Source organism: Exiguobacterium sp. s64 (genome assembly GCF_018618035.1).
GTDB classification, from domain to species: Bacteria; Bacillota; Bacilli; order Exiguobacteriales; family Exiguobacteriaceae; genus Exiguobacterium; species Exiguobacterium mexicanum_A.
Genome location: NZ_JACSLH010000003.1, coordinates 237,217 through 252,118 on the forward strand (window position 1 = coordinate 237,217; position 14,902 = coordinate 252,118).

Consider the following 14,902-nt stretch of genomic DNA (forward strand, 5'->3'; position numbering starts at 1 on the left):
ATTTAAATTGTGTGATTTAGGTGTATTGACTCATGATTCATTTGGTAGGAGAATGGATATAGAAGGAATTTCCATGACAAAATCCTACATACACCAAGGAGCTAACCCCATTGAATCAGTCACTATTTATGCATGTCTTGAGCCTGACATTCCATTCATTTTCGTATTGGATGTTCGCGACACTATTCATCGCATTAGCGGGCTTCGTATTTTTCTACATGTGGGACCGTGAGTTTGCAATCGAGTACCGGACGGTTTGGCGCAAGTTCTATTATTTGATGTTCGCGGCGTTCGTCTTGTTTGGCTTAATCGTCGGAGAGTTCACGTTCGACACGGCGTGGGGGCTCGCGGGCATTGCCATCGTGATCGCCGTCCTCGACTTCGGGGTGCTCGTCACACCGGGTAAAGAACCAGAAATTATTGAAGTGGACATGACAAAACGGCTGACAGAAGAACCTTAAGGTTCTCGTGTCAGCCGTTTTTCTGTTTCCCGATAACCGTTCGGGTTGTTTGATTGCCACTTCCAAGCGTCGCGGCACATGGCGCGGACGTCATGTTTCGCTTCCCAGCCGAGTACACGTTTCGACTTCGATGGATCAGCGAAGCACATAGCGATATCGCCTGGGCGGCGCGGTGTCACTTGGTATGGAACAGCTTTTCCACTCTCTGCCTCGAACGCATGGACGAGGTCGAGGACGCTATAGCCGGTCCCAGTCCCTAAATTGAACGCTTCGGCGCCCGTGTGGTCCATGACGTAGTCGAGCGCTTTCAAGTGACCTTCGGCCAAATCGACGACGTGGATATAGTCGCGGACGCCGGTCCCGTCCGGTGTGTCGTAATCGTCACCGAACACGCTCAGTTCGCTCAAACGGCCGACAGCGACTTGGGTAATATACGGCATCAAGTTGTTCGGAACGTCGAACGGATCTTCACCGATTCGGCCCGATTCATGAGCGCCAATCGGGTTGAAGTAACGCAATAGGGCAATACTCCAAGATGAATCAGATACAGCAAGATCGCGCATAATGTCTTCAATCATCAGTTTTGTTCGACCATACGGGTTCGTCGCACTGAGCGGGAACGTCTCGTCAATCGGCGTACGTTCGGGAATTCCGTAAACGGTCGCCGATGAGCTGAAGACGATTCGCTTCACGCCGAACTCATCCATCACTTCTAACAGGATGGTCGTACCGACGACGTTATCTTCATAGTAGCGGAGCGGCTCGAACATCGATTCACCGACAGCCTTTAATCCGGCGAAATGGATGACGGCGTCAATCTGATGCGAGGTGAACATCTTCTCTAATAATTCGCGATCGCGAATATCGCCAAGGTAGAACGTGACCGACTTTCCGGCCAAAGACTCAACGCGTTTAAGCGCTTCATGACAGCTGTTGCAAAAATTATCGATGACGATGACGTTGTAATCAGCTTCAAGCAACTGTAAGACGGTATGGGTACCGATGTAACCGGCACCCCCTGTAACAAGAATCGTGTTCATGGGGATTGCTCCTTCCGTGAAACTCTCTTATTTTTCAGTCAGTCGTACCCGTGTCTGTCCGTTCGTACCTTCGAATAAGCGGAGTGAGTATGTCTCACTCTCATAAACCACTGCATCGTCCGTCGCAAGGACGGGTTCACCGAGCGAGCTAAACGCCTCGCGTGTCGTTTGCGTGTTCGTCCAGTCGATGGCGTGCACCTTGTCCTGTTGAATGACGAAGAAGCCGCCGTTATAGAACGCATAGGCGTTCAACGCATCCGTCTCACGGCCGTAAGGCGCACCGATTGTTTCTGTCAGCGTTGCCTCATTCATGGCGAAGAAATCAGGAATCGCTTCGCCGAGCCAATCATTGTTCAAGTTCGTGTTCACCCAGTCGAGCAAAGCATTATCCGTCAAGTCACGCGTTGGCCATTCGGTCGTGACCGCGTCGAGCGGGGCCCAGGCTGTCGTGCCATCCAAATTCACTTCGACATGGTTATCTTGTTCCTTCACAATCTCGTAGCGGTCGCCGATATCTCCTATATAGGTGACGGTCGTGCCGTTCGGTTCCGAGACGAGGTTGACGTTCTTCGAGGCGAGCCAGACATAGTTCGTTTCCGGTTCTTGAACGACCGGTTCAGGATCCGGCTTCGGTGTTTCCTCGACAACTTTGGCTTCTTGTTTTGGTTCCAACAAGTCCAATACATATGGATACCCGAAATAGCCGCCTCCTATGAGTAAAATCAGGAAGAAAAGCACAGCGATCCACTTACCGGATTTTCGACGTGGTCGAGCGGGTTCGATTGTTCGTTGGTACTTGGCTCGTTCGGCTCGTGACGGGACTGGCGCTTCTGGCATATAACGTTGCTTTGGAGTGGATGGTTTTTCTTTCACTTTTGGAGCTTCGACTACGGTTGCTTCAGGAACAGTTACGACCGTTTTTTCAATAGCTAACGTCTCGTTGACCGTTGTCTTGTCAACAGGAGTCGATTGCGTACTCGTCGCTTCTTGGTTCAATACATTCTCATGCAACCCAAGTAAAGACACATAGTATGGAAGAAACATGGCATCTTTCTTGCCGTCTTTGATCCAACCAGCGAAGTCAGCCGCCGATTTTTCTTCTGTCGGTAATGATTCTTGCGTTGCTCCGGTCAATTCTTCAAAGGACTTACTCAACGATTTTCCGTCCCCTAAATTTTGTTTAATGACATCTTGTAGTTTTGTACGTGTTGCCGCATTCGTGTCTGCGTACAACTGGAGTAGGCGCTCACTAACGTGCACTATTGTCTCCTCCTTTTGTTAAGTTCTTCCTAACAAAGTTTATCAGATTTACATACCAAAAAACCCAAATTTTAAAAAATGGGTCATCAACTGTGAGGATTTTTGCTATAATGTTTTGGTATTGGCATTGTTAAATATTATCTGCGGAATTTTTCCAGTAGTGAATTTAAAGAACAGAGGAGAGAAAACACGAACATGAAAGAAGAAACAATTTCTATTGGAGAACTATTCTCCATTGTAAAACGGAGCAAATGGCTCATCGCAAGTTTAGCCATCATCGCGGCACTTATTGCCTTCTTAGTTAGTTCATTCGTAATAAGTCCGACATATGAAGCGTCGACCCAGGTATTGGTAGCTCCAAAACAGGGCGAGAATATGCCTTTGGACAATAGTCAAATTCAGTCGTCAGTGACACTTGTGAATACATACCGTGTCATTATCCAAAGTCCAGCTATTCTTGAACAGGTTCAAGAAAATGTGATTGGAGCACCCGATAACATTAGTAATTTGATTACAGTTAATAGTGAACAAAATTCACAGGTCATTAATATTAAAGTCCAACACACGAACCCGGTATTAGCGACAGATATCGCTAATGAGATTAGTGATGTCTTTTCGAAAAAAGTTCCGGAATTGATGAGTGTCGATAATGTTAAAGTTCTTTCAAATGCATCTGTTCCTATGTTTCCAGTTAGTCCAAATATTTTATTAAATACAGCAATTTCAACGGTACTTGGTCTGATACTTGGGGTTGCCATCGCATTTCTTAAAATAGTGTTGGATCGTCGCATTAAAACGGAGCAAGATGTTGAAAATATTTTGGAGTTACCGGTTCTCGGGTCAATCCCTGTAATCGACAAAGTCGAAATGCGTCAACAACGTCAAGCTAATATGAAAGGTGAACAAGCCCATGTTTAATCTCGGGAAAAAAAAGAGTAAACACATCAAATATGATAAGACGGGTCGGGAATTGATTACGGTTCATAAACCGAAGTCACCGATTTCAGAGCAATATCGCACAATCCGAACGAACCTAGAATTTACGGCTGTCGATGACGACCTACAAACGATGGTCATCACGTCAGCATCATCAGGTGAAGGGAAGTCAACGACTGCTTCAAACCTTTCTGTGGTTTATGCGCAACAAGGAAAACGTGTCTTGCTTGTCGATTGCGATATGCGCCGTCCCACGGCTCACTTTACATTCCGCCTCTCAAACGGAATTGGGCTCTCGACAGTCTTGGCTAAGAAGACGACCGTCGAAAAGGCGACGCATTCGACTCAAATCGAAAACCTAGACTTAATCGCGGCTGGCCCAATTCCACCGAATCCTTCGGAATTGTTGTCTTCGAAAATGATGGATCGTGTCTTAGAAGAACTTCGAGCAAACTATGACATTATCATTTTAGATGCGCCTCCGATGATGCAAGTGGCGGATACGCGCCTCTTGGCTCGCAAGGTTGACGGTGTCGTTCTTGTCGTCGGTTGCGATAAATCGGATCGTCAGATGGTCGTCAAAGCAAAAGAACAATTGACGCTCGCAGAAGCGCATATCCTCGGTGTCGTCTTGAACAAACGTGAGCCACAGGGCAGCGACGATTACTACTACTATTACGCATACGAATAAAAGGAGAGCGTGCCATGATTGATATCCATTGTCACTTATTGCCGGCCGTCGATGACGGTCCGGAAACAGTTGAACAAGCTGTCGAGATGGCGAAACGCGCCGTAAGTGAAGGGGTGACCGCAATCGTGGTCACCCCCCACGCGTTTCACCCAAAGTTTGACACAAGCCAGCTGGATGTATCGAATGCCGTCACGAGATTACAAAACGTTTTGCGGCAAGAAGGAATCGACCTCGATTTATACACTGGACAAGAAATCCGGATTTTTGGAGACCTTGTTGAATCATTAGAGCAAGGTAAAGCGTCATCACTTGCTGGATCACGTTATGTCCTCGTGGAGTTCCCGAGTGACTCAGTCCCCGCCTATGCTGAACAATTATTCTTTGGACTTCAAACGGAAGGTTACACGCCAGTTATCGCCCATCCCGAACGTAATAAAGAGTTCGCAACCAACCCAAAACGACTGATGGACTTCGTCTCGTCTGGAGCTCTCTCGCAGATTACGACGAGTAGTTTGACCGGAGAGTTCGGTCAGAACGTGAAAGAGCTCGCATTCGCTTTCCTTCGTAACGGTCTCAGTCATTTAATCGCATCAGATGCTCATAGTACGGGTCGCCGAACATTTTATTGGATTGAAGTCGAAAAGGCTGTTCGTGAAGAGCTTGGGCAAGACAAGTGGGAGACTTACGTAGTTAATGCGGAAGCAATTCTGAAGGATGAATTCGTATTTATAGATCCGCCGACGTTACCGACAAAAAACTGGCGAGGAAAATGGAAAAAATAATTCACTTATTATTAAAGACTAATTATTGACAATTCATCTAAAAATATGATTCTTTTGTCGACAACTGTCGAACGATTTTAGGTTTAATTTACTTCTCGTATGTTTTTATATTAGGTCGAAAGTGATACCCTTAATTTATAATTTTGAAAGGATGTAAGTTACATCCTTTTTTCTATGAATCAGACAGATAATATATATTTATCCATAGAGGAGTGTAGAAGATGACAACAAAACGAGTAAAGAAAGCCGTGATTCCGGCAGCTGGTTTAGGCACGCGTTTTTTACCAGCCACAAAGGCGATGCCGAAAGAAATGTTACCGATTGTCGATAAACCAACAATTCAATATATCATCGAAGAGGCCGTTGAATCGGGGATTGAAGACATTTTAATTGTAACAGGTAAGGGTAAGCGAGCTATTGAAGATCATTTCGATTCGGTTCCAGAACTAGAGCAAACATTGATTGAAAAAGGTAAATCTGAATTTTTGAAACTTGTTGAAGAAACGACCAATATCAATATTCATTTTATCCGTCAGTCTAAACCAATGGGTCTTGGCCATGCTGTGCTTCAAGCTAAAGCTTTCGTTGGAGACGAACCATTCATCGTTATGCTTGGTGATGATATTGTGCAGGCAGAAACTCCATGTACGAAGCAGTTAATTGAACAGTACAACAAGACTGAGAGCTCCATCATCGGCGTACAACCGGTGTCTCATGATGTGACACACCGTTATGGAATCGTTGATCCTCAAGCATCGCTTGAAGGTGGATTACATAAAGTAGAGTCTTTTGTTGAGAAACCAGCTCCAGGAACAGAGCCCTCAAACTTGGCGATTCTAGGGCGTTACTTATTTACCCCACAAATTTTTAAATTTTTAGAGACGCAAGTTCCTGGTGCGGGTGGCGAGATACAATTGACAGATGCAATTACACGCTTAAACGAGGTACAGCGTGTCTTTGCGTATGAGTTTTCTGGTAAACGCTATGATGTTGGCGAGAAACTAGGGTTTATTCAAACTACGTTAGAATTCGCACTTGCTCGAGAAGATTTGCATGACGACGTGTTAAAGATGATTACACAACTAGTAGAAGAAAATGCTTCTATGAATGTAATCAACTAAATAAAGGGAGGGAAAATAATTGTCGATTCCTGAACTAGGTCGAAAATCATTTCGAACAAGTGTATTAGTAGCTCTTGATATTATTGCGATTTTATCTTCAATGTTCGTAACGTATTTCTTTTTATATCCAATTGAATTTATTGAAAATGTGGATCGTAATCATTTTGTAGAGTCGGCTCTACTATATAGTGCACTATTTATTGTGATGGCTGGTATCAGTCGCCTTTATCGAGTCGCATGGCGTTTTGCAAGTATGTCAGAAGCTATTCGGCTTGCGGTGACGCTTATGATGAGTACATTGACTTTATATGTTATTCAATTTGTTGTTTACGGAGAAGCAATGGAAAGAATGTTATTCCTCAGTTTCTGTTTATCTCTTCTATTATTAGGAGGCATTCGTTTGGGGTCACGAATTTATGTGACTTGGAAGCAGGATCGCCGACTAGTTCTAGGTGGTAGAAAAATGAAACGTCGTAAATCCGAAAAGCGTACGTTAATTGTCGGTGCTGGTCAAGCAGGTCGTATGTTAGTCCGTCAAATCAATCAATCAGATAATCATCGTATGAATCCAGTTGGGTTTATTGATGATAACAGTCACCTTCAAAAATTGACTGTTAACGGTGTAAGAGTGTTAGGAACGCTGGAACAATTAGAAAGTGTAGTCGAGAATCACGCGATTGATAAAATCGTATTTGCTATCCCTTCGATGAATTACCAAGACCGACTCGCTATTATTAAACGGGCAAAAGCACTTTGTACAAATGTGCATACGTTACCGATGATTGAAGAAGTCGCAGCTGGTAAAGTCGCCGTCAATCAAATGCGTCAAGTATCAATTGATGACTTATTAGGACGTGAACCAGTTGAACTAGATATTTCAGGAATTCAATCAGAAGTTGAAGGTAAGACGGTACTTGTCACAGGGGCAGGGGGATCCATTGGGTCAGAGATTTGTCGACAAATTTTGAAATTTAGTCCGGGACGGATTTTACTACTAGGACATGGAGAAAATAGTATTTATTTAATCGAACGTGAGCTTCGAGAACTAAATTTAGATATTGATTTGATCCCTATAATTGCGGATGTACAAGACGTAAGTCGATTGCGTGAAGTATTTATAAAGTACACACCGCATTTAGTCTTTCATGCAGCTGCTCATAAACATGTTCCTTTAATGGAAGCAAATCCATATGAAGCAGTAAAAAATAACATATACGGCACTAGGAATGTTGCCGAGATGTCCGATGAATACGGCGCTGCTCGTTTTGTCATGATTTCAACGGATAAAGCAGTTAACCCAACCAACGTTATGGGATCAACAAAAAGAATCGCTGAAATGGTGGTTCAAAATTTGGCAAAATCGAGTCGCACTAAATTTGCCGTCGTTCGTTTTGGAAATGTATTGGGAAGTCGTGGATCGGTCATTCCATTATTTAAGACGCAAATTGAAAATGGTGGCCCGGTTACAGTGACACACCCTGATATGACACGATATTTTATGACAATTCCTGAAGCAAGTCGCCTAGTCATTCAAGCCGGTATTCTCGCTGATGGTGGCGAGGTATTTGTTCTCGATATGGGAGAACCCGTGAAAATTATTGACCTTGCTCGTAATATGATTAAACTTAGTGGTTTCACAGAAGAGCAAATTCCAATCACATTCAGTGGCATTCGTCCTGGAGAGAAAATGTTTGAAGAACTGTTGAAAGAAGGGGAAGTTCATCCTGAATCAGTTTATCCAAAAATATTTACTGGAATTGTCACTGAAGAAAAAAAATTAGACTATAAACTATCACAGATGGAAATATTGAAAACGGACGAAGCATTGAGTTTATACCTTATTAACTGGGCAAACCAAAAATTGACGCTAACAAATAATGTGAAGCAAACTATTTGATAATGAGGAGTCTTACCATATGAATTCTAGAACACAAGATAGTACAGCTAATCGCATTTTCCTAGCATCTCCTCACATGAGTGATGAAGGATACGAACAAGAATACGTAAAAGAAGCATTTGACACTAATTGGATTGCACCCTTAGGCTCGAACGTTGATAATTTCGAACGAGAGTTAGCCGAGAAAGTGAATGTAAATGCGGCGGTAGCACTTAGTTCAGGGACATCAGCCATTCATTTAGCTTTGAAAGCAGCGGGGGTTGGGACTGGCGATATTGTCTTTTGCTCAACATTAACATTTTCAGCAACAGCAAATCCAATTATCTATCAAAATGCAATTCCAGTATTTATAGATAGTGATTATAAAACATGGAATATGGATCCTCTTGCTTTAGAAAAGGCATTTGAAAAGTATCCTAATGTTAAAGCAGTTTTAATTGTTCATCTGTATGGACTGGCAGCTGATATGGACAGAATAATGGAAATTTGTTTGAAACATAACGTTATAGTTATTGAGGATGCAGCAGAAAGCCTAGGTAGCTTTTACAAAGGTCGTCCAACGGGTACTATTGGTCATTTTGGAATCTATTCTTTCAATGGAAATAAAATTATTACTACATCAGGGGGAGGAATGCTTGTTTCTAACGACAAAGAGGCTATCGACAAAGCACGCTTTTGGGCTACTCAGTCAAGAGACGTAGCGCGTCATTATCAGCACAGCGAGTTAGGTTATAATTATCGCATGAGTAATGTGTTGGCTGGAATTGGAAGAGGGCAGTTAATGGTACTTGAAAAACGAGTGCAAAGAAAAAAAGAGATTTTTATGTTTTATAAAAATGCACTTTCTGAGATTGAAGAAATTAAATTTATGCCTGTGAATGAGTGGGATCAACCAAATTATTGGTTGTCATGCATAACACTTGAAGGTAGGTTTTCTCCGAACGATATTATGGATGCACTAGAAAAAGAGAATATTGAGTCTCGACCGATTTGGAAACCTATGCATATGCAACCTTATTTTAAGCAATACGATTATTTTGGGAGTAATGTTTCTGCGCTATTATTTGAAAAAGGTATGTGCTTACCCTCTGATACAAAAATGACAAATGATGATTTAGAACGTGTTGTAAAAATTATAAAAGGATTATGGCTTAAATGATGAAGAAAAAAAATATATATGAAAAGAAAATTAAACGATTTTTGGATTTAGTAATTTCAATAGTAGGATTGATAATCCTGTGTCCTATTTTTTTAATAGTCTCCTTTTTAATTCGTATTAAATTAGGAAGTCCAGTTTTGTTTTCGCAGACTCGACCAGGATTAGACGGTAAATTATTTAAAATGTATAAGTTTAGAACAATGACTGACGAAAAGGATCAGAACGGGATTTTACTTCCAGATGAGGTTAGATTGACAGAATTCGGTCGATTTTTACGTTCTACTTCATTAGATGAGCTACCTGAACTTATTAATATCATAAAGGGAGATATGTCACTCATTGGACCACGTCCATTGTTAGTTGAGTATTTAGAATTGTATTCCGAAGAACAAAAAAAACGTCATAACGTCCGGCCTGGTCTGTCAGGACTAGCGCAAGTGAACGGACGAAATCTATTAACATGGGAACAAAAGTTCGAACTAGATGTAAAGTATGTAGAAAATGTTAACATCATTTGCGATATGAAATTAATCTTGTTGACTATTAAAAAGGTGATTTTGAAAGAAGGAATTAGTGCTACGGATCATGTTACAGTGGATCCATTTAAAGGGAGAGAATAACTAGTGAAGAGGTTATTGATTATTGGCGCTAGTGGACATGGTAAAGTAGTAGCAGATATAGCCATAAAGATGGGCGAATGGGGATATATAGCATTTATAGATGATAATAATAATATGAATACATCTTTAGGTTTAGAAGTGATTGACAATATTAATAATATTGATACGTATATAAAAGATTATGATGTTTTCGTTGGTATTGGGGATAATATCGTGAGGGAAAAGATCCAAACAAAGGTAAAGCACCTAGGTGCTAACATTCCTATACTTATTCATCCTAATGCAACAATAGGTGCAGATGTTAAAATCGATATTGGAACCGTTATTATGTCAGGTGTATCTATCAATTGTTGCTCGAATATCGGCCAAGGTTGTATTATTAACACCGGCTCTACTATTGATCATGATAGTCATATTGAAGAGTTCGTACATGTGTCACCTGGTGTAAATTTAGCTGGAAATGTTAAAGTTGGGAAACGCTCATGGCTAGGCATTGGAAGTATCGTTAGCAATAATATAGATATAACTAATGACTGCAAAGTAGGTGCTGGATCAGTTGTAGTGAAAAATATAACTGAACCTGATGTTTACGTAGGAGTACCTGTTAGGAGAATAACAAAATGAAAATACTAGTATTAGCTAATTTTGGAATGGGTCTTTATAATTTCAGAAAAGAATTATTGTCTGAATTAATTCAGGAAGGCCATGAAGTGTATATTTCATTGCCAAATGATGAATATATTCCAAAATTAGAGGCCTTAGGTTGCAAATTTATTGATACACCTTTAGATAGAAGAGGAACTAACTTAATTTCAGATCTGAAATTATTATTAAGATATAAATCAATAATAAAGAAAATAAAACCTAATATAGTTTTAACTTATACAATTAAACCAAATATTTATGGTGGGTTGATCTGTAAATTAAGCAAGGTACCTTATATTCCTAATATTACTGGATTAGGATCGGCAGTAGAAAATAAAGGGGCGCTGCAAAAAGTTACTTTATCTTTGTATAAAAGTGCTTTAAGTAAAGCGCAATGTGTGTTTTTCCAGAATAACGATAACAAGAACTTTTTCTTGGATAATAAAATTGTAAAAGTAAAGCACAAAACGCTCCCTGGATCTGGAGTAAATCTCGATCACTATGAAATGTTAGAATATCCCTCTGAAGCAAGCATTAATTTTCTATTTATTTCTCGTGTTATGAAAGAAAAAGGAATAGAACAATATCTTGATGCAGCAGCTTACATAAAAAAGAAGTATCCTAATACTAAATTTCATATCGTAGGTTTTTGTGAAGAGGAGTATGGTGGCAAGCTTGAGGAAATGCATAGAAAAGGCATAATTAGATATCACGGCAAGCAACATGATGTCAGAAAGTTTCATGAGATATCTCATTGCACTGTACATCCTACCTATTATCCAGAAGGTATGTCTAATGTTTTACTCGAAAGTGCTGCATGTGGGAGACCAATTATTACGACAAATAGAAGTGGTTGCAAAGAGATAGTAAATAATAATTCGAATGGGTACTTAATCGAAGAGAAAAACAGTCAAGATCTAATATATAAGATAGAAAATTTTCTTAACCTAACACATGAGGATAAAAAGAAAATGGGCTTTAATAGTAGGAACATTGTTGAAAAAGAGTTTAATAGAAAAATAATTGTAAATGCTTACCTTACAGAAATAGAGAATATTAAGGAGAATATCTATGGATTATCGAAAATTAATTAAAAATAAAGAATCTCGCTTTAAAATATTAAGCTTTTTCAAATTCATTCCTGATGAATTAATGTTGAAGTTTCAATATAAAGTTAAAATGGGACGTGAATTAGATTTAGTAGAGCCAATGCGATGGACTGAAAAAATACAATGGTACAAAATAAACTATAAGACTCCATTAATGAGACAATGTGCCGATAAATATGAGGTTCGGGAATATATTAAATCAAAAAATTTAGAGGAGATATTAGTAACTCTTTACGGTGTTTATAATGATGTTGATGACATTGATTTTGATTCTTTACCAAACAAGTTTGTTATGAAAACTTCTAATGGAAGTGGAACTAATATTCTCTGTAAAGACAAATCACATTTAAATATTGAGGAAACAAAGCAATCTTTAAATGAATGGATGAGAAGAGATAATTATGCAATTGGACGTGAATGGTCGTATAAAGATATCAATCCGAAGATTGTTGTCGAAGAGTATTTAGAAGATAAAACAAACATTTTCGATGGGATTAATGACTACAAATTTATTTGTTTCAATGGAAAAGCGCATTACATCGTACTTGATGTAGATAGACACGTTGGACATAAAAGAAACATATATGATGTTGATTGGAATTTTATTGATGTAAGTACTGACTATCCTAACTTCGGAGATCGAATTTCACGACCTGATGGATTAGATGAAATGTTAGAAGTTGCTAATACTCTTGCGGCAGACTTTCCGTTTGTTCGTGTCGATTTATATTTTGTAAACAATAAAACTTACTTCGGAGAATTAACTTTTTATCCTTGGACGGGATATGTACAATTCACTCCTGACAAATTTGATTTTAAGTTAGGTGAAAATTTCATACTTCCAAAAATTAAGAAGTGAAAGAGGTATAAGTTAATGAAAGTCTTATTTTGTCATGATGGGCCTATAAAAAAAGATGAAAAAGGAAATTTCTACGGTATTGCTCACAATAATGAGATGTTCAAAAGATATTATACTTTAGGAAATGAACTCTCAGTTGCAATGAGGGTTAAGCATGTCTCCCAATCTGAAATGTCCGAAAGACAGTCCCAAATAACTGTTTCCCCATTTGAAGTGATTGAATGCTTCAATACATCCAGCTTGAAAGGTAGGCTAATTCATCGCAAACAAAATAGAAAAATCCTTGAGAATGCCGTTTTAAATTCCGATTATATTGTCGCAAGAATTCCAAGTGTAATTGGATTCATAGCCATAGATGTTGCAAAGAAACATAACAAACCTTATTTAATTGAGGTCGTAGCATGTCCTTGGGATGCATTTTGGAATCATAGTTTAATTGGTAAAATTGTTGCTCCGTATATGTATACTGCTACCAAAAAACGTGTTAAACAAGCTAAGCATGTTGTGTACGTAACAAATGCTTTTTTACAAAAAAGATATCCTACAAAAGGCGAACAAATTAACTGTTCAAATGTAATCTTAAAAAATACAGATAGTGTTGTTTTGGAAAAAAGACTTGAAAAAATTCACGGTATGCAAAATGAGAAAAAAATAATTATAGGTACTACCGCTGCTGTAAATGTGAGATATAAAGGTCAACAATATATAATTGAGGCGTTAGGCGAATTGAAAAAACAAGGGATTAATCATTTTGAATACCATTTAGTAGGTGATGGAGACAAATCGTTCCTTCAGTCTGTGGCCATAAAAAATGACGTTGAGGATAAAGTGTTATTCCTAGGTGCTTTAAAACATTCAGAAATATTTGATTGGCTAGATACTATTGATTTATATGCTCAGCCAAGTAGACAAGAAGGATTGCCTAGAGCTTTAATTGAAGCTATGAGTAGAGGATTACCTTCATTTGGGGCTGATACTGCAGGGATACCCGAACTATTAGAAAATAAATATGTTTTTAGTAATTCAAAAAATAATATTAAAGAGATAATCGAAATTTTGAGAAGCTATGATGAATTCAGTTTTTTAAATCAATCAAAAAGAAATTATATGGAATCCAAAAAATATAACGCAGAAGTAATTGAAGCAAGAAGATCATCCTTTTTTGAAAGGTTTAAAAATGCATAATAAAATCGTTATTACAAAAATATGGAGAATCACATATTGAACGCATACACTATTTATATATCAACCGTTTTATTAGTGACTGTATCTGCAATCTTAGCTCAAAGATACTCTACGATAAATAACAAAGGAAGAAAAGTTCCCAATAAGTTTTTTTGGACGTTTTCTATGGCCATACTTATATTTGTACTAGGGTTCCGGAAATATACAGTTGGTGTGGATGGAGAAAATTATATTTCTGGATATAACATAGCAAATATCATGAGTTTAAAAGAATACTATTCAATAAATACTACCGAGCCGGGATTTTATTTCTTGTACCGATTTGTATATCTTGTCTTTGATGATTATCAATGGCTGTTTATTATATCTGCAGTTATTACTGTATCTTTTTTTTATAAAGCATTTAGTTACGAAAACAATAATGTTTCATTAGGATTAATGGTTTTTATTTTTACGACCACTCAATATTTCTATTACTTTGGGATTATGAGGATGGGTATTGCCGTTTCAATTGTTGCAGTAGCTTACCGATATATTATTCAAGGGAACAGAAAAAAATATATTCTGATGATTTTATTAGCTACTATGTTCCACTATTCAGCTTTATTTGCACTTATTGCCTTATTTATAAAAAAAAGAGAGGGTACTAATGACTTCAAAAAAAATACTGTGATTAAATTATTTTTTTTGATACCTCTTGGGTTTTATGCAGTAAGGCTTTTTGTTTATCCTTTAATATCAGGAAGCAGATATCAAGAATATATTGATTCTACAGTTGTTTTTGAAATAGCTTCATTGCTCTCTACAGCCCCTTTATTGTTGATATTTTCGATTTACTATAAAAAATTAACTATAAAAAACCGTAGTTATCAATTTTATTATTTCTTATTTCTTATTAAATTTATAACTGAAGTGTTTGCTCCTATTATAGGTATTGGACGTATGGTCTGGTACGCAAACATAAGTTTGTGTTTTTTATTTCCAGCAGTTATTAAGTTAGAGAAAAATAAATTTATTAAGTTTAATCTTTTCATCATAGTTGTTTTTTACTGTTTATTCTACAGTTATAACGCTTACTTTGGTGATTCATGGAGAGGACAACATATGATTCCTTACGAATTTTTTTGGACAGAATAA

General features: G+C 38.5%; 15 protein-coding genes. 13 read left to right on the plus strand and 2 right to left on the minus strand.

What is annotated here, in order from left to right:
- The first annotated feature begins 110 nt into the window (after nucleotides 1-110).
- Nucleotides 111-461 carry a hypothetical protein gene (locus tag KNP64_RS07220; RefSeq protein WP_214792345.1) on the plus strand — a complete coding sequence of 117 codons (351 nt, stop codon included), beginning with the start codon at nucleotides 111-113 and terminating at the stop codon, nucleotides 459-461.
- Here the strand turns inward: KNP64_RS07220 and galE are convergent.
- A complete protein-coding gene (galE, locus tag KNP64_RS07225) occupies nucleotides 458-1,501 on the minus strand; it encodes a UDP-glucose 4-epimerase GalE (protein WP_214792347.1) in 1,044 nt (347 codons plus the stop codon). The two genes, KNP64_RS07220 and galE, sit on opposite strands and share 4 nt — an antisense overlap.
- 27 nt (nucleotides 1,502-1,528) lie before the next feature.
- The gene (locus KNP64_RS07230) at nucleotides 1,529-2,761 is read right to left on the minus strand and encodes a flagellar basal body-associated FliL family protein (RefSeq protein ID WP_214792349.1); all 1,233 of its coding nucleotides are present in this window, start codon (nucleotides 2,759-2,761) and stop codon (nucleotides 1,529-1,531) included.
- Nucleotides 2,762-2,956: 195 nt separating this feature from the next.
- Here KNP64_RS07230 and KNP64_RS07235 point away from each other — a divergent pair, with 195 nt between their 5' ends.
- The 12 genes from KNP64_RS07235 to KNP64_RS07290 all read left to right on the plus strand — a co-directional run bounded on the left by KNP64_RS07235 (nucleotide 2,957) and on the right by KNP64_RS07290 (nucleotide 14,902).
- Nucleotides 2,957-3,679, plus strand: coding sequence for a YveK family protein (locus KNP64_RS07235; RefSeq protein ID WP_214792352.1), 723 nt, complete (start codon nucleotides 2,957-2,959; stop codon nucleotides 3,677-3,679).
- Complete coding sequence (locus KNP64_RS07240) at nucleotides 3,672-4,388, plus strand: CpsD/CapB family tyrosine-protein kinase (protein ID WP_214792354.1); 717 nt, start codon at nucleotides 3,672-3,674, stop codon at nucleotides 4,386-4,388. The genes KNP64_RS07235 and KNP64_RS07240 overlap by 8 nt, the downstream gene beginning before the upstream one ends.
- A 14-nt stretch (nucleotides 4,389-4,402) precedes the next feature.
- Nucleotides 4,403-5,170 carry a tyrosine-protein phosphatase gene (locus KNP64_RS07245; RefSeq protein WP_214792357.1) on the plus strand — a complete coding sequence of 256 codons (768 nt, stop codon included), beginning with the start codon at nucleotides 4,403-4,405 and terminating at the stop codon, nucleotides 5,168-5,170.
- Nucleotides 5,171-5,391: 221 nt separating this feature from the next.
- Complete coding sequence (galU, locus tag KNP64_RS07250; RefSeq protein WP_214792360.1) at nucleotides 5,392-6,291, plus strand: UTP--glucose-1-phosphate uridylyltransferase GalU; 900 nt, start codon at nucleotides 5,392-5,394, stop codon at nucleotides 6,289-6,291.
- Between the two features lie 19 nt (nucleotides 6,292-6,310).
- A complete protein-coding gene (locus KNP64_RS07255; protein ID WP_251126344.1) occupies nucleotides 6,311-8,188 on the plus strand; it encodes a polysaccharide biosynthesis protein in 1,878 nt (625 codons plus the stop codon).
- 19 nt (nucleotides 8,189-8,207) lie between these two features.
- Nucleotides 8,208-9,347, plus strand: coding sequence for a DegT/DnrJ/EryC1/StrS family aminotransferase (locus tag KNP64_RS07260; protein WP_214792363.1), 1,140 nt, complete (start codon nucleotides 8,208-8,210; stop codon nucleotides 9,345-9,347).
- Nucleotides 9,344-9,967 carry a sugar transferase gene (locus tag KNP64_RS07265; protein ID WP_371815303.1) on the plus strand — a complete coding sequence of 208 codons (624 nt, stop codon included), beginning with the start codon at nucleotides 9,344-9,346 and terminating at the stop codon, nucleotides 9,965-9,967. The genes KNP64_RS07260 and KNP64_RS07265 overlap by 4 nt, the downstream gene beginning before the upstream one ends.
- A gap of 3 nt (nucleotides 9,968-9,970) precedes the next feature.
- Nucleotides 9,971-10,591 carry an acetyltransferase gene (locus tag KNP64_RS07270; RefSeq protein WP_214792366.1) on the plus strand — a complete coding sequence of 207 codons (621 nt, stop codon included), beginning with the start codon at nucleotides 9,971-9,973 and terminating at the stop codon, nucleotides 10,589-10,591.
- On the plus strand, nucleotides 10,588-11,706 hold the full coding sequence (locus tag KNP64_RS07275; RefSeq protein WP_214792368.1) for a glycosyltransferase family 4 protein: 1,119 nt from the start codon (nucleotides 10,588-10,590) through the stop codon (nucleotides 11,704-11,706). The genes KNP64_RS07270 and KNP64_RS07275 overlap by 4 nt, the downstream gene beginning before the upstream one ends.
- Nucleotides 11,684-12,580: an ATP-grasp fold amidoligase family protein gene (locus KNP64_RS07280; RefSeq protein WP_251126345.1), complete on the plus strand. Its 897-nt coding sequence runs from the start codon at nucleotides 11,684-11,686 to the stop codon at nucleotides 12,578-12,580. Before KNP64_RS07275 ends, KNP64_RS07280 begins: the two co-directional genes overlap by 23 nt.
- A gap of 15 nt (nucleotides 12,581-12,595) precedes the next feature.
- Nucleotides 12,596-13,765 (plus strand): glycosyltransferase family 4 protein, encoded by a 1,170-nt coding sequence (locus tag KNP64_RS07285; RefSeq protein WP_214792370.1) that lies wholly within the window; start codon nucleotides 12,596-12,598, stop codon nucleotides 13,763-13,765.
- Between the two features lie 36 nt (nucleotides 13,766-13,801).
- Nucleotides 13,802-14,902: an EpsG family protein gene (locus tag KNP64_RS07290; RefSeq protein ID WP_214792373.1), complete on the plus strand. Its 1,101-nt coding sequence runs from the start codon at nucleotides 13,802-13,804 to the stop codon at nucleotides 14,900-14,902.

Bases quoted from the DNA above. Each gene is read 5' to 3' on its own strand.
- galE (WP_214792347.1), bottom strand. From the start codon at position 1,501: ATGAACACGATTCTTGTTACAGGGGGTGCCGGTTACATCGGTACCCAT.
- KNP64_RS07235 (WP_214792352.1), top strand. From the start codon at position 2,957: ATGAAAGAAGAAACAATTTCTATTGGAGAACTATTCTCCATTGTAAAA.
- KNP64_RS07240 (WP_214792354.1), top strand. From the start codon at position 3,672: ATGTTTAATCTCGGGAAAAAAAAGAGTAAACACATCAAATATGATAAG.
- KNP64_RS07245 (WP_214792357.1), top strand. From the start codon at position 4,403: ATGATTGATATCCATTGTCACTTATTGCCGGCCGTCGATGACGGTCCG.
- galU (WP_214792360.1), top strand. From the start codon at position 5,392: ATGACAACAAAACGAGTAAAGAAAGCCGTGATTCCGGCAGCTGGTTTA.
- KNP64_RS07260 (WP_214792363.1), top strand. From the start codon at position 8,208: ATGAATTCTAGAACACAAGATAGTACAGCTAATCGCATTTTCCTAGCA.
- KNP64_RS07265 (WP_371815303.1), top strand. From the start codon at position 9,344: ATGATGAAGAAAAAAAATATATATGAAAAGAAAATTAAACGATTTTTG.
- KNP64_RS07275 (WP_214792368.1), top strand. From the start codon at position 10,588: ATGAAAATACTAGTATTAGCTAATTTTGGAATGGGTCTTTATAATTTC.
- KNP64_RS07280 (WP_251126345.1), top strand. From the start codon at position 11,684: ATGGATTATCGAAAATTAATTAAAAATAAAGAATCTCGCTTTAAAATA.
- KNP64_RS07285 (WP_214792370.1), top strand. From the start codon at position 12,596: ATGAAAGTCTTATTTTGTCATGATGGGCCTATAAAAAAAGATGAAAAA.